Origin of the sequence: Pseudoalteromonas sp. P1-13-1a, from assembly GCF_001401875.1 — a bacterium.
GTDB lineage: Bacteria > Pseudomonadota > Gammaproteobacteria > Enterobacterales > Alteromonadaceae > Pseudoalteromonas.
On record NZ_LKDV01000006.1, the window covers coordinates 50,345 to 66,145 of the forward strand.

Genomic DNA, 15,801 nt, shown 5'->3' on the forward strand with positions numbered 1-15,801 from the left:
CCTGTAGAACATATTAATTAGCAATTTTGTATTAAAGAGCATTAAAAGCACTGTTTAATACGTGTGCTACTATACCAGACTCTGCCAAACAACAAACTATCTCAATAAAAAGATGTGTATTTAAAACAGAAAAATTTGATCTGATGCGCAAAAAACTAGTTTTATTACGCTAAAAAATAGCAGCAAGTTGTGAAGATATGGTGTTAAAAAATTTAAAAACAAGAGTATAGGGTGGGTAAGTTTTATACTGAGTAACCCACCCTATGACGTAGTGTATTTAAAGCTTAAATTGATTAACCGTTTTGTTTAAGGCAACGGCTAGGTCGCTTAAATCACGCGCTTCATCTGCTAAAATGTGGGCGTGATCAGCTGTGCTGTTTACTAAGCCATTAATTGCTGCAAGGCTGGTGTTAATGTCCTCTGCTACAACCGTTTGCTGCTCTGTTGAGGTGGCAATTTGGTGGCTTTGGTCTTGCACTTTAGTTACCGACTGAGCAATGTTTTGTAATGAACTTAGCACTTCTTTGGTTTGCGATACTGAGCCTTCTGTTTGCTCTTGCCCTTGCAGCATCATTACCGATGCTTGTTGGGCAATTTGCTGTAAGCGAGAAATCATATTACGTATATCGTCTGTTGATTCTTGCGTACGGCTCGCAAGTGAACGCACTTCATCGGCAACTACCGCAAAACCACGGCCATGCTCACCAGCACGCGCAGCTTCAATGGCGGCATTAAGAGCAAGTAAGTTGGTTTGATCGGCAATGGAGTTAATTACATCCACCAATGCACCAATGTTATTACTTTCTTGCTCAAGCCCTGCCACCACTTTAGACGCTTCACCTATGTGTAGCGCAAGTTCGGTCATCACACGTTGTGCTTGAGTTGAGCGGTCAGCCCCTTCGGCAGTAATGGCTTGTACTTCTTCGGCGGCGCTGTTGGTATGCTGTGCGTTACGCGATATTTCAAGTACAGTGCTGGCCATTTCGGTCACGGCGGCACTAACGCTGTCTACTTGTTGTTTTTCTTGCTGTATTTCGGTATTGGTCTGGGCTGATACATTTTTAAGCTGCGCTGCGGCATTGGTCAATTGCTCAGCTTGTGCGGCTGTTTCTAACATCATGCCGCGCAGCTTATCAATGAATGTATTCATGTGATTGGCAAGCTGGCCAACCTCATCTTGGCTGTTAATAGTAATCTTTTGGGTTAAATCGCCTTCGCCCGATGCAATATCACGCATAATATTAGTTAGCGTGGTAATAGGCTGCGAAATCATGTGGGTTGCCCATAATATCATCGCTAAAATGATCACTAAAATAATCACCACTGCGGTGGTTGTGCTGGTAACCGCTTCATTAACGGGGGCTTCAATCATGCTGGTTGGAATTAGTATACCTACATACCAGTCAAGATAAGGTTGTTCTAGTTGTAAGCGATGATACACCACATAATACGCTTCGCCTTTTAAAGTCACCAATTGGCTGCCTTCAAGGTTGTTACGCATTTGGGTATTAAGCTCTGTAAAGCCTGATGTATTGCTAAACTGGCTTTCAAGGCCATCTAGCCCTTCTTTACCTTTAGGGCCTTCATCGGTGTTAGACAGTTTATGGCCAGTGGCATTTGAAAAGTGCACCACCTTTTGATTGCCATCGAGTAAAAAGCCATAGCCTTGGCCGTTAAAGCGGATACCTTCTACCATGTCGTTGATTTTATTAAGCTGTAAATCAACGCCGCCCATACCAATAAGTTTACGCTGTGCGTTGTATACCGGCTGCTGTACAACTGCCGAGGCAACACCTGTGGTTAAATCGACTGATATAGGGCCCACGTAAAGTTTATTTATTTGCAGGGCTTCTTGCCACCAACCACGCTTATAGGCGTAGTAAGGTTGGCCATTGTAATGGCTGGTACGCTCGTTTTCTTTAAAGTATTCGCCGGTGGTTGCTGAGGCAAAAAACGCCGACAGTATATTTTCGTCATTTGAGCTAATACGGACAAAGTCTTGATTAACTTCGTTGTATCCCGGAGCGTTTTTGATTGGCTGATTTCGAGTATCCCAATTTTCAAAAAAATTAACTAAGTGGGGATTATTAACGAACGTAGATACCAGCTTGCCATACTTTGCAAAATAGCTTTGCATTGAAAGTTGTTCGCTTTGTAGGTAGCTTTGAGCTTCGCGCTCAATGTTTACTCTGGAAAGGTTAGCGATGTGATTTACAAAAAATGTTGAAGCAATAATTAGCAAAATGGTGATGGTACCACCAATCAATAATAATATTTTCTTCCGTAATGATAAATTATTTAGCATGAGTGCACGTATTATTGTTATTTAGTAGGTGATATCTAATCATATCTTACTTTAAATCTCTATGAAGTTAGATAAAAAGCACTAATTATGCGTTTAAAATGAAGGGTTATGCAAAAATGGAAACAAAAGCTAATAAATTAGTAGTATTAGGCGCAGGCTGGTTGGGTCATGCTTTATGCTTGCAAGCTAAGCAAGCCGGTTGGCAAGTACAAGGTACACATAGAAGTGATGAGCATACAGAGGATTTTCAGCGTCAATTTGTCCTCAATGAAGGGTTGCTAACACACCAAATAGATTTACACGATGCTTACTGGGTGTGTGCAATCCCCCCACGGAGCAGACACAGTGAAAGTAACTACCCAGAAACACTTAGTGCTGCACTTACTCTTTCTAAACAATTAACTGCCAAAGGCTTTATTTTATGCTCATCTACCGGTGTGTACGACCAAGAGCCTGGTGTTTACACTGAAAGCAGTGAAATAAGCTGCACCAATGAGCGACAAATAAAACTGTTCGATAGCGAAGAAAAAGTACTAGAACAAGACGGTAAGGTGCTGCGTTTAGCGGGCTTATTAGGACCTAACCGTGAGCCTGGACGCTTTGTGGCTGGTAAAGAATTAAACTCATCTAGCGAGCAAGTGGTTAATATGGTGCATCAACAAGATGTGATAAACGCTATTTTTGCGGTAATAGAAAACTATAATTCGGGGCAAAACATTTATAACGTGGTGAATCCATCGCACCCCACTAAAGCGAATTATTATGCACAAAAGTGTGCAGAGCATGGCGGTGAAATGCCAACCTTTACCAGTAATGAAAGTGCTGAGCGCAAGGTGCTTGGCTCAGCAATTGAGGCGTTAGGTTTTAGCTATCAGCATGGAATTTAGCATGCGATGGTAGCGGGTTGAGATTAATAAAGTCGCACAACGCCCCCTGAGATAAAAGCGTATTGGTCGCGTCTATATCGGGGGCAAAGTAGCGGTCTTTATCATAGTAACTTACATGCTCGCGCAGCAGTGCTTTTGCTTTTTCTACTTGCGGTGAGGGTTTTAGCGGGGCTCTAAACTCAAGCCCCTGAGCAGCTCCAAGCCATTCAATTGCTAATACCCCGCGGGTGTTATTGGCCATTTCATTTAAGCGCCTTGCTGCAAAGGTTGCCATAGAGACATGATCTTCTTGATTAGCAGATGTTGGCAGGCTGTCTACCGAGGCGGGGTGCGCAAGCGATTTGTTCTCGGAAGCAAGTGCCGCCGCAGTTACTTGGGCAATCATAAAGCCTGAGTTAACTCCGCCATTTTCAACTAAAAAAGGCGGCAGTGTAGAGAGGTTTGAATCAATAAGTAGCGCGATTCTTCGCTCTGCCAGCGCGCCTATTTCGGCAATCGCTATGGCTAAGTTATCAGCTGCCATAGCAACGGGCTCTGCATGAAAATTACCACCGGAGATAATATCGCCCACATCGGCAAATACCAGCGGGTTATCGGTAACGCCATTTGATTCACACAGTAGCACTTCTGAAGCTTGGCGAATTTGTGTTAAGCACGCGCCCAATACCTGAGGTTGGCAACGCAGGCAGTAAGGGTCTTGCACTTTTTCACAGTTTACGTGAGATTGGCTAATTTGTGATTGAGTACCAAGTAGCTCTCTAAATACACTGGCTGTATCGATTTGGCCGCGTTGCCCCCGTATTTCGTGAATGCGTGCATCAAAGGGGGCACGGCTGCCCTTAGCAGCTTCTATGCTAATAGAGCCTATAACACAACTTTGTGTGTATAAATCTTCTGCTTTGAAAAGCCCTTGTAACGCAAGTGCGGTAGAAGCTTGTGTACCATTTAACAGCGCCAGCCCTTCTTTTGCACCTAAAGTTAGGGGGGAAAGGTTTGCAATTTTTAGCCCTTGAGCAGCACTTATAATTTCACCTTTGTGACGCATTTTACCTTCACCTAGCAGCGGTAGACACATATGAGCAAGCGGCGCTAAATCGCCCGAAGCACCCACAGATCCTTTTTCTGGTACGCACGGGTAAACTTCACTGCACAGTAGCTTAATAAAAAACTCAATCACCTCAAGGCGTATTCCTGAGTAGCCCCGAGATAGAGAGTTTATTTTTAAGGTCATCATTAACCTTACTGTGCTGTCGTCCATGAGCTCACCTATACCGGCAGCGTGCGAAAGGACAATACTACGTTGAAGTAGCTCAAGCTCGTCATCCGCTATTTTTGTATTGGCTAATAAGCCAAAGCCGGTGTTGATACCGTACACCGTTTGGCATTTGCTTATTACGTTTTGAACGGTTTGTGCGCTGGCGGCTATTTGTGTACTGGCGCCATCGACAAGGTTAAGCGTGACAGCTGAGTCATTAATTTTTCTTAGGGTGTTTAAGTCTAACTGCCCTGGTGTGAGAGTGTGTGAAATCATGGCTATTCCTTGTTTAGCATAGGGAGATCGAGATGGTGCTCTTGCGCACAATTTTTTGCAATGTCGTAACCTGCATCGGCATGACGCATAACACCGCTGGCAGGGTCGTTCCAAAGCACGCGGGCGATACGCTCTTTTGCTTCATTAGTACCATCAGCAACAATTACAACGCCGGCATGTTGACTAAAGCCCATACCAACACCGCCACCATGATGCAGTGAAACCCATGTAGCGCCGCCTGCAGTGTTTAATAAAGCATTGAGTATTGGCCAATCAGACACGGCGTCTGAGCCATCTAGCATACTTTCTGTTTCACGATTCGGGCTTGCTACTGAGCCTGAATCGAGGTGATCGCGACCAATAACAACCGGTGCTTTAAGCTCGCCATTTTTAACCATGTCGTTAAAAGCCAGTGCAAGGCGAGCTCGATTTTTTAAACCTACCCAGCATATACGTGCTGGTAAACCCTGAAATTGAATGCGCTCACGCGCCATATCAAGCCAGTTATGTAAGTGGGTATCTTCTGGGATAAGCTCTTTCACTTTTGCATCGGTTTTATAAATGTCTTCGGGGTCGCCCGAAAGCGCAACCCACCTAAATGGGCCAATTCCTTCACAAAATAACGGGCGGATATAAGCGGGCACAAACCCCGGAAAATCAAACGCGTTAGTAACGCCTTCTTCAAATGCCATTTGGCGAATGTTATTACCATAGTCGGTAGTGGCAGCACCTGCTTTTTGCAGTGCTAGCATAGCGTTAACTTGCATTGCCATAGATTGCTTAGCGGCTTTAACAACCGCGTGTGGGTTTTGTTTGCGCATTTTTGCCGCATCTTGCATGTTCCAACCTTGAGGTAGGTAGCCGTTGAGTGGGTCGTGCGCTGAGGTTTGGTCGGTCACGATATCAGGGATAATGTTGCTGTTTGCTAGGGTAGTAAAAATATCGGCGGCATTACCTAATAGGCCTACCGATAGGGCCTTACCTTTAATACACGCATCGGTAATAAGTTTAAGTGCGTGTTCAAGCGTCGTGGCTTTTACATCAACGTAGCCAGTTTTAATTCGAAAATCGATACGGGTTTCGTCGCATTCCACAACTAATGCGCTAAAACCGGCCATCGTCGCGGCGAGTGGTTGGGCACCTCCCATACCGCCAAGACCTGCGGTTAAAACCCATTTACCCTGCGCATTACCGTCAAAGTGTTGTTTTGCCATTGCTACAAAGGTTTCGTAAGTGCCTTGCACTATGCCTTGTGAGCCAATGTAAATCCAAGAGCCCGCGGTCATTTGCCCATACATCATTAAGCCTTTTTTATCGAGCTCATTAAAGTGCTCCCAATTTGCCCAATGTGGCACCAGGTTAGAATTAGCAATGAGAACGCGCGGCGCGTTTTCGTGGGTTTTAAATACGCCCACGGGCTTGCCCGATTGCACAAGCAGTGTTTCGTCGTTTTCGAGCCTATCAAGGGTTTCAATTATTTTATCAAAGCTTGGCCAGTCTCTTGCTGCTCGGCCAATACCGCCATAGACTACTAACGCATGGGGGTGCTCTGCCACTTCAGGGTCTAAATTGTTCATTAACATGCGTTTAGCGGCTTCGGTTTGCCAACTTTTAGCGCTAATTTTGTCGCCATGGGGCGCGCGGATTTCACGGTGTGTGTCGAGCCTGTTGTTCATGAATTTCTCCTGTTGTATATACAAGATGGTCAGCTATAAAAAAACGCCCTTAAGCGTTATCTTGTTATTATTTTTTAAATGTTAAGTGTCCACCCAGGCGGTATTTACTGCCCGGTGATACTAAGCGAGCAAAGCTCACTATGCCTTTTGTTGACCAAGTACGACGAATGACCTGTAAGCAGGGCTCTTCGTTATACAGGTTAAGCCATTGGCACATTTGCGAGTTAGGCATAACCGCTTCCACTGTGTGGCGTGCTTGTGTGAGTGGCGCTACGCTCGATAAGTACTCATGCGGTGTAAGGGTGCTAAAGTCTTGTTGTAAATAACCCGCGGCTAAAGCTGGGTTCACAAACCGCTCTTCAACTTGCAGTGGTTTGTCGTTCTCGTTGTGTACCAGTACACTGCGATACACCACGCTATCTACTTCAACGCCAAGCGCAATGGCGATGGGGGCAACGGCATTGATAGATTCAAGCACGTGCACGCTACAGCTGTAATGCCCGTTACGCTCTTTTACTTCATCGGCAATGTTTTTAATTTCGAGTAGAGATGATTGCGATTTAAAACTTGCTACAAACGTACCTAATCCTTGGCTGCGCGTTAAAATACCGGCATCTGTTAATTCGCTCAGTGCACGTCGTGCGGTCATACGGCTTACAGAAAATTGACTGCTAAGCTCGTTTTCTGAGGGGACGCGTTGGTTTTCTTGCCATGCGCCATTTTTTATTTTATCGACAATAAATTGTTTTATTTGTGCAAATTTAGGAGTGGTCATTACTTATTATTAGCTGTATTTAAAATAAACTATTTAATAAAGATGGCATAATTGCCTTGTATATACAAGGTGTATTGTTAGACTGTATTTTAAGCACGTTAGGGAGCTAAGTATGCAAAATAAAACAACGGGTTACGCTTTAGAAGATCTCGACTTATTATTGACAGATGCCAACATAGCAACCATGGATAGCACAGTTGCTGCGCCTTATGGGGCGATAGAAAATGCGGCACTGGCGATTAAAAATGGCGAAATTGTATGGTTAGGTGAGCAATCAAACTTACCCAGTTTTGATGCCTTTGCTACCCCTACATTAAGTATTAAAGGGCAATGGTTAACACCTGGGCTTATTGATTGCCATACACATTTAATATTTGCAGGCTCCCGTTCAGAGGAGTTTGAGCAGCGCTTACAAGGTACAAGCTATGAACAAATAGCTGCACAAGGTGGCGGTATTGCCAGTACCGTTAGAGCCACTCGCGCGGCAAGCCATGAGCAATTATTTGTTGATACAAAAGATCGCTTAAACACTTTATTTGCTGAGGGCGTGACGACTGCTGAGATAAAGTCGGGATACGGACTTGATGTTGAAAACGAAATAAAAATTTTAGAAGTGGCGCGTTTGCTTAATGAGCATCACCCTATTGATATTAAAACCACGTTTTTAGGTGCGCATGCGTTACCCCCTGAGTACAAAGGCCGTGCAGATGAATACATTGATTTAGTATGTACACAGATGCTTGAGCAAATAGTGGCTAATAACCTTGCAGATGCTGTGGATGTGTTTTGTGAAAATGTAGGCTTTAGTCATGCACAAACAAAGCAGGTGTTTGATGCAGCTAAAAAACATAACTTGCCGGTAAAGTGCCATGCTGAGCAGCTTTCTAATCAGCAGGGCGCGCAGTTGGTGGCTGAGTATAAAGGCCTTTCAGCTGATCATATTGAATACCTTGATGAAAACGGTGTAAAAGCTATGGCTGAGGCTGGTACTGTGGCTGTTTTATTACCTGGGGCTTTTTATTTTTTACGTGAAACGCAGCTTCCGCCCATCGATTTGCTGCAAAAGTATAAAGTGCCTATCGCCATTGCCAGTGACTTTAACCCAGGGACCTCGCCTTTATGCTCTGTGCAATTGATGATGAATATGGCTTGTACTTTATTTAAGCTTACCCCCGAGCAAGCTCTTGCGGGTGTAACGCGCAATGCAGCGCAAGCGTTAGGGTTGAAAGATAGAGGTGTACTAAAGGTGGGTGCAAGGGCTGATATTGCACATTGGCAAATAAGTCACCCTTCACAATTAAGTTACCAATTTGGCGTAAATAAACTGTTAAATCTATGGATTTTGGGTAGAATTAATTAGTTTGTATTATTTTTGTTCATATTAAACATGCTTTTATTAAATTTTATAGCTAATGGAGTGGCGTAAGCTTGAGTATTTTGACTGATAGTAACTTTCCTATATTTTTTAGCGGCGCGCTGTTAATGGCGATGGTGGCTACGTTAGTTGCGGTTAAGAATACCAGTATTAAATTTAGTTATTTATGTACAGCAGTTGTTGGTTTAGCCATTTTAAGCAGTGGCGCTGCTTGGTTGGCAATATTGCTCGCCTTTGGTTTTTGCTTTCACTTATGGCTGACATTTGAACGTAATAGTTGGAGCATGATTATCACAAGTGCTGTTTCTGGCTTGCTATTTGTGGTGTTGTTTTCGGCGCATTTACTCATGAATGTGCCTCTATTTTGGGTGGTGGTGGCAATTATCCTGCAGGCGGTTGTAGGGCTAATGAACGATGAAGAAGAGCCCAAAGTTGAAGATTTGCATAATATCAACGAGCCTGAACCGTACCAAGATGACTCTCCCCTTGCTGCATTTGCTGATAAACAACAGTTACGTCAAGGTTATTACAGCTGGTGTAAAGAAAAACAGCTAGAAGCTGCACTGGTAATTGTGCGTTTAGAAGGGTTTGAGCAAGTTAATCAACATATTGGTAGAGACTTTGGTGATTTGTTGTTGGCACAATCAGCTAATAGAATAAAAGGCTTACTAAATAACGACGATGTGATTGATTTAGGGGGCTATGAGAAGCTGGCGCATTTAGGCGGTCTTAACTTTGCGTTTATTTGTAGCCTAGCTGCGCATAAACATACTCATGAACACATTATTGAGCAAATTATTGGCGCAACACTCAAGCCGTTCAATGTTGCTAATTGTACAGTAGAGGTAAAAGCAAGAGCCAGTTACGTTAATTGCGATGAGCAAGATGCTAACTTTGATAACTTAGTATCGTGTGCTTACTTAGCTCTTGATAGACAGCCTAAAAAAGCAGTGGTTGTGTACCATCAACAAATGATGGTTGAACAGCTCGAGCAGCAAGCCCGCTTAAAAGAGCTGGCTAATATTGATTTTGTAAGCGAACTTGAGCTTTATTTTCAGCCTATTATTCGTAACGATGACGGCCAAATTGAATTTTTAGAACTCCTACTGCGTTGGCAGCATCCCCAGCAAGGTATTTTATCTGCCCACCGATTTATTGATGATATTCGTATTGCGGGCTTAGCTTACCCACTAGCTAAATTTGTTATAGAGCGCGCTGCAGAGCTTGCCATGGCACTTCGCATTGAGGGTATTGCTATACCACTGAGCATTAACTTATTTGGCCCTGAAATGCTTAACGAAGAGTTTATTGAGTTTGTTGATGGCGTGGTGAGTGAACACAACTTACAGCATGGAGATTTAATTGTTGAATGCCCTCTGCATATATTCACAGATTTAGATAATAAGGGACGCGCCATGATTGCGCGATTAAACAATTTAGGTTTAAAAATATGTGTTGATGGGTTAGGCGATAACCCAATTGTGCTTTCTAAGCTGCCAAATTTAGCGGTTGAGTACATTAAAGTGGCACCATCGCTAACCGCCGATTTTAGCAATCAGAATAATATTCGCAGCCTAGTTGGCGGTATGGTTGAAATGCATAACCAACAAAATACCAAGGTTATTTTTGAGGGCGTTGAAACCTTAGATCAATTAAAGTTTGTAAAAAGCTTAAAAGCCCATGCGGCACAAGGTTATTATTTTGGCCACCCGTTGAGTAGTATTGGTTTAATGAGTTGGCTGAAGCAGTGGCAGGCTCATCAAGCACAATGAGTTATCATTTTTAAAAGTGGCGCTTTATCATCTCGATAAGCCCGTTTAATCACCGCGCTTTATGAGATTGCTCAGAGTACTCAATGTTACTATTTCGTGCTAACTAATTTTGCCTGTAAGTATGCATTTACTAACGCACTAATAATTTGCCCACAGCTTTGCATACCGGCTTTTAACCCTGCAGGGTGATTTATCGGTGCAGCTTCACATACATGTAGGTAACGGGCAGTGCTGTGTTTTGCTGTTAAATATACATAGTGCTCAGCATCACAGACACTAAAACCGCAGCATGTGTAAGCGCTGGCTGGTAAAAATGAAATACTGTCTAGGTCGAGTTCAATACCCAGTGGCGCATTATTAAACCCTGCTAAGGCGTGCTGTACGGCATCAGTTAGTGATATTTCTCGACGTATATTAATGGCCTGATAGCTGTGATAACGACATTGATTTTGCGCGATCAAATCAAAAATGGCTTGGTTATTTTTTTGCTCATGCAGGCCAATAATATGATATTGCTGCAATGCATTTTTTTTCAAAGCATAGCTAAACCCATTGCCACTATGACGGCCTTCGCAAGGGCGTAAGTCTGCATGGGGGTCAAAATTTATAGCGTTAACAGCAGCCCCAATATGCTTGCTTAAAGCACTGAGTATACCAAAGCTATTATTGTGTCCGCCGCCAATAACAATAGGCTCAAGGCCAGCATTAAATATAAGCATTAATACCGCCTCTACTCGCTCATCTATTGTTGCGCATAACTTGCGTAGTTGAGCCAGCTCTTCAGTGTGCTGATTATTTAAGCCTTGGGCTTGCGCCATTACATCATCAACGTCAATTTCGCCTAACAGCAGTACCTGCTGTGCTGCGCTAAACTGGTTAACAGGTTGGTTTAAAAAGTATTGTAAAAAAGCGGGCCATGCCTGATGCGAGCCACCCCGGCCTAAATTAGCGCGAGGGCCTATATCTTCACATACACCAATTAATACGTAGCGAATACCAAATTGCGCTGCATCATTAAGTGCTTGTTGTACATTTACGTGGGTGTCTAATAGAGCAACAGACTGCCAGGTTTTTGTTTCGTTAGTGCGTGTGGAGCAATAGGGTTTAACGGCGTTTTCATCATACACTTTTAAGGTAGGGTGCACTGTGTTGAATCCGTATTGAGCAGTAAATAAACAGGGGTGGAGTAAGCTGTGCTTTTTCAAGCACAGCGTGTTACTTTATTCTTCGATAACTTCTAGTTCAAGTTCTTCGGCTGATAATACAATGCCAGTACTATCTGCATAGATAAAGTCATCATCAAAAAACGACACACCGGCAAAGTTAACGCCAATGCCATCTTCACCAGCGCCTTCGCTGTCGGCGGCAACAGGGATTGATGCAATTGCTTGAATACCTAAATCTATTTCTTCTAGCTCGTCTACATGACGTACAGCACCAAATACAATAATGCCGTTCCAGTTATTATCAAGCGCAAGCTCTGCAAGTTCAATGTCGATAAGAGCGCGTCGTGTTGATCCGCCTCCGTCGATAAGTAGTACTTGATCAGTACCATCTTGTGAGAGTATTTCACGGATCAGTTCATTATTTTCAAAACATTTAACGGTTTTAATTCGGCCGCCAAACGTGTGTCGACCACCAAAGTTGATGAACATCGGTTCAAGCACATCAACCACATCGGCAAAAAAATCACATAAGTCAGAAGTGCTGTAATCCATTATTTTATCCTCAAAGGGTACATAAGTTACCCTCAGTATACCCTCCTTATATGCAATAACAACGACTTAATCGCAGTAAATTTATTCAAAAAATAACGAAATTAGAAATGGCAACAATAGTGTCTTAAAAGCGTCACTCAATTGTTATTTTCTGCCACTAAGCTTTCATTATGGTTAGATATTGTGCAGCTGAAGGTGAATTATGAATGACAACAATGTGTTTAAAAAAATGGCTCGAATAGATGAACAACTGTTTTTAACTTTGTTTAATTATAACTCGCCCAAATGGTTAAAAACGGCTGCGCTTGGTTTATCTAAAAGTGGTAATGGTGGTTTATATTTACTTATGTGTTGCGCAGTTTGGTGGCTAAGTACCAATGAGCAGCATCAGTTATTGCCAATATCGGTGTTACTGGGGTTTGCAATTGAAAGACCGATATATTTTTTAGCAAAGCGTAGCTTTGCCCGTATCCGCCCCTGCGATTGCCTTGTGAGCAATGCGTATATTGTCCCGAGTGATAAATTCAGCTTACCTTCTGGGCACAGTGCGGCTGCTTTTTTAGTTGCGGTAATATTGGGCCACTTTTTTGCAGAGTATGCATGGCTATGGTTTAGTTGGGCCTCAGGTGTGGCTGTCTCTCGCGTGGTATTAGGCGTACATTTTCCAGCAGATATAATAATAGGCGCCGTTATTGGCAGTTCATGTGGTTTATTTGCGCTAGCTTTGGTGGTGCCAGTATGAAGATACTATACGGCATACAAGGGACAGGTAATGGCCACATTACGCGTGCCCGTGTTATGGCAAGTTGTTTTAAAGAGTTAGGTATAAATGTTGATTACGTTTTTTCAGGACGCCCTGAAAAAGAATACTTTGATATGCAGGACTTTGATGATTACAAAACGTTTCGGGGGTTATCGTTCAGCACTAAAAACGGCCAAGTAAAAAGCTATCAAACATTAAAAAATGCCCGTGTCTGCGAGTTGGTTAACGATATAAAATCATTTGATGTAAAAAAATACGACTTTGTCTTAAATGACTTTGAGCCTATTTCAGCCTGGGCTGCAAAGTGCTCAGGCGTACCTGTAGTTGGTATTAGTCACCAGGCGGCTTTTTTATCTAATAGTGTGCCTATGTTTGGTCGAGGTTTATTTAGAAAATCTCTTATTAAGCACTATGCGCCAGCAAACACCTATTTAGGCGTACATTGGCAGCCTTTTGCAGATAATATTATACCGCCCTTCATTGCAAACCATAACCATGGCAACCCAGTCGCGGTTATGAATAAAGTGCTTGTATACTTACCCTTTGAAAACCTCGACAACATTATTGATTATTTGAAGGACTTCCCTGAAAAAGAGTTTTATTGTTACCACCCACACGCGCAAGATAAATCCCTTGGACACATTCATTTACGCGCTCCTTCACGGGCGGGGTTTTTAAACGATTTAGCAAACACGAGCGGTGTTATTGGTAATGCAGGCTTTGAACTGGCAAGTGAGGCTTTAAAGCTTGGGAAAAAGTTATTACTTAAACCACTCGATGGCCAGTTTGAACAAGATGCAAATGCGCAAACATTACGGGCGATGAAAATGGCTCATGTAATGAACTACTTAAACCCCCAAGCCTTAGATGACTGGAATAGTGCTCCGCAAAACAAGCAGATCAACTTTCCCAGTGATCCAGCTCCTCTAGTGCACTGGTTGCTTAAAAAACAATGGCATAACACTCACTCATTGCATAAAAATTTATGGGGTAGTGTCAATCTAATGGCATGACTTACATACAATAAAATTAACAAAAAGTTTAAAAAAAAGCGCCATAACGTACTACACTAATAGTGCATATTTAATATAGGTGTTTTCAATGAATTTTTTACAAAACTTAACTATTAAAAGACGTTTACAACTTAATGCAGTGGTAGTCGGTCTGGCAATGGTCATTTTGTTGTGTGTGATAATTTATGAGTCACGTGTAACACTTAATCTGAACAAAACAATTCAGCTTGCAGAAGAGCTCAACGTACATGCACTAGAGCTTAGAAAGTATGAAAAAAACTTTCTTTTTTACAAGCAGCGGGAAGCACTTACATCATTTGATAAGGATTTTAAACAGCTAAGCACTAAAATCAAAGAGCTGCAGGAGGTAATGCAAAAGCAGGGTATTACCACAGCGCAAGTTGAGCATTTTCATACGCTTATTACTAACTACAACAACAATTTTTCAGAGGTTGTTAGGTTACAGCAGCAGATAGGTTTAAACCCTAAAGATGGGTTATATGGCAAGCTTAGAAATGCAGTACATGAAGTTGAAGAACTATTAAAAGAGCAAGATAACTTTGAGCTTTTATCAGTAATGCTTCAGCTTCGACGTGCTGAGAAAGATTTTATGCTGCGCTTTGATGCAAAATACTTAACTCGCTTTAATAACCTTATCAGTACGTTTAAGCAAAAAATTACGCAAGCTAATTTGCAAAGTAGTTATAAGTCGCAAATAAACCCGTTAATAGATACTTATCAGGTCGCTTTTCAAAACCTAGTTAAAGCACAAACTGAGTTAGGACTAGATTTAGACTCAGGTGCACTAGGCGTTATGCGTATTAACGTAGAAAAAAGTGACAAAGTTGTAAGTGAAATCGTTGAGTCAACTAAGTCACAAGTTGAAACAAGTGTTGAACAAGCAGAACTTATAGCCATTATAGTTTTTGTTCTTTCAGGGGTTATCGTGTTGGCGTTGGTGTACTTAACTAGTCATTCAATCATTGTACCTATTGAACGAGTGTATCACACCATAAACGACATACGCCGCAATAACGATTTAAGCGTAATGATAGAGCAAACAGGTAATGACGAAGTTACCATCATGACCTCAGACTTTAATAGCTTAATAGGCGATTTTAAAAACCTCATAAACGAAGTTAATACTGCGCTTAATACGTTAAATGTAGCAACAGAGCACTTATCTGAAAGCACCTCTGCAACAAGTTCAGGCATGCAAGAGCAATTACACGAAGCGGATATGGTGGCCACTGCGGCTACGCAAATGCAGGCAACGATTCAAGATATTTCGCATAACACCGAAGCTGCTGCTAAAAAAGCAGAGTCAACCAATCTAAGCGCGCAGCAAGGGCGCAATGAAGTAGATTCTACGGTTATGCACATACGCGATTTATCTTCGTCGTTAGGCAATGCATCAAGTGTGGTATCGCAACTTGAAAAAGACGGTGAAACCATAGGCTCAGTACTCGATGTAATCAGAGGCATTGCAGAGCAAACCAATTTACTGGCATTGAATGCCGCGATAGAAGCCGCTCGTGCTGGTGAGCAAGGGCGAGGATTTGCTGTAGTGGCAGATGAAGTGCGCTCGCTTGCGCAACGCACACAAGAGTCTACCAGTGAAATTGAAGGCATTATTAATACGCTTCAGCAGCGCACGCAAGAGGTCGTCAGCATTATGCATCAATGTCGTTCTCAAGGCGATGAGAGTGCTTCACAAGCTATTAAAGCGGGTGATTTACTCGGCGCTATTACCGAGGATGTGCAAACCATAATGGAAATGAGCACGCAAATTGCTGTTGCCATTGATGAGCAAAGTCAGGTGGCATCAGAGGTAAACAAAAATGTAGTACGCATTAGAGACATTGCCCAAGATGCCTCTGAGCATGCAGTGAATAATGCGCAAACCAGTGAAGAAGTCTCTGAACAAGCGCGCGTATTATTTGCGGCTATTGATAAGTTTAAAGTGTAATACAGCGTAGCGTTTAA

The 15,801-nt window shown here is 42.7% G+C and carries 12 protein-coding genes; 6 read left to right on the forward strand and 6 right to left on the reverse strand.

Features of this window, described 5'->3' with window-relative positions; genetic code table 11:
* Positions 1–277: 277 nt before the first annotated feature.
* Complete coding sequence (locus tag AN391_RS06050; protein ID WP_055014575.1) at positions 278–2,305, reverse strand: methyl-accepting chemotaxis protein; 2,028 nt, start codon at positions 2,303–2,305, stop codon at positions 278–280.
* 116 nt (positions 2,306–2,421) lie between these two features.
* Here AN391_RS06050 and AN391_RS06055 point away from each other — a divergent pair, with 116 nt between their 5' ends.
* The gene (locus AN391_RS06055) at positions 2,422–3,192 is read left to right on the forward strand and encodes an NADP-binding protein (protein WP_055014576.1); all 771 of its coding nucleotides are present in this window, start codon (positions 2,422–2,424) and stop codon (positions 3,190–3,192) included.
* Here AN391_RS06055 and hutH read toward each other — a convergent pair.
* The 3 genes from hutH to hutC all read right to left on the reverse strand — a co-directional run bounded on the left by hutH (position 3,170) and on the right by hutC (position 7,174).
* A complete protein-coding gene (gene hutH, locus AN391_RS06060) occupies positions 3,170–4,723 on the reverse strand; it encodes a histidine ammonia-lyase (RefSeq protein ID WP_055014577.1) in 1,554 nt (517 codons plus the stop codon). The genes AN391_RS06055 and hutH overlap by 23 nt on opposite strands.
* A 2-nt stretch (positions 4,724–4,725) precedes the next feature.
* The gene (gene hutU, locus AN391_RS06065; protein WP_055014578.1) at positions 4,726–6,399 is read right to left on the reverse strand and encodes a urocanate hydratase; all 1,674 of its coding nucleotides are present in this window, start codon (positions 6,397–6,399) and stop codon (positions 4,726–4,728) included.
* A gap of 67 nt (positions 6,400–6,466) precedes the next feature.
* Entirely contained in the window at positions 6,467–7,174 is a 708-nt protein-coding gene (gene hutC / locus AN391_RS06070) for a histidine utilization repressor (RefSeq protein WP_055014579.1), read from the reverse strand.
* A 112-nt stretch (positions 7,175–7,286) separates the two neighbouring features.
* On the opposite strand from hutC, the gene hutI reads away from it, so the two are divergent.
* Complete coding sequence (gene hutI / locus AN391_RS06075; protein ID WP_055014580.1) at positions 7,287–8,534, forward strand: imidazolonepropionase; 1,248 nt, start codon at positions 7,287–7,289, stop codon at positions 8,532–8,534.
* Positions 8,535–8,656: 122 nt separating this feature from the next.
* The gene (locus tag AN391_RS06080; protein WP_055014646.1) at positions 8,657–10,321 is read left to right on the forward strand and encodes a GGDEF domain-containing phosphodiesterase; all 1,665 of its coding nucleotides are present in this window, start codon (positions 8,657–8,659) and stop codon (positions 10,319–10,321) included.
* Positions 10,322–10,410: 89 nt separating this feature from the next.
* Here AN391_RS06080 and AN391_RS06085 read toward each other — a convergent pair whose 3' ends face one another.
* Both AN391_RS06085 and rraA read right to left on the reverse strand, forming a co-directional pair.
* Positions 10,411–11,466, reverse strand: coding sequence for a formimidoylglutamase (locus AN391_RS06085; protein ID WP_055014581.1), 1,056 nt, complete (start codon positions 11,464–11,466; stop codon positions 10,411–10,413).
* Positions 11,467–11,541: 75 nt separating this feature from the next.
* On the reverse strand, positions 11,542–12,039 hold the full coding sequence (rraA, locus tag AN391_RS06090; protein ID WP_004589330.1) for a ribonuclease E activity regulator RraA: 498 nt from the start codon (positions 12,037–12,039) through the stop codon (positions 11,542–11,544).
* 202 nt (positions 12,040–12,241) lie between these two features.
* Here rraA and AN391_RS06095 point away from each other — a divergent pair, with 202 nt between their 5' ends.
* The 3 genes from AN391_RS06095 (at position 12,242) to AN391_RS06105 (ending at position 15,784) form a co-directional block, all read left to right on the forward strand.
* Entirely contained in the window at positions 12,242–12,781 is a 540-nt protein-coding gene (locus tag AN391_RS06095; RefSeq protein ID WP_055014582.1) for a phosphatase PAP2 family protein, read from the forward strand.
* A complete protein-coding gene (locus AN391_RS06100) occupies positions 12,778–13,815 on the forward strand; it encodes an MJ1255/VC2487 family glycosyltransferase (protein ID WP_055014583.1) in 1,038 nt (345 codons plus the stop codon). Before AN391_RS06095 ends, AN391_RS06100 begins: the two co-directional genes overlap by 4 nt.
* An 88-nt stretch (positions 13,816–13,903) precedes the next feature.
* Positions 13,904–15,784, forward strand: a complete 1,881-nt coding sequence (locus tag AN391_RS06105) for a methyl-accepting chemotaxis protein (protein WP_055014584.1) — start codon at positions 13,904–13,906, stop codon at positions 15,782–15,784.
* Positions 15,785–15,801: the final 17 nt, after the last annotated feature.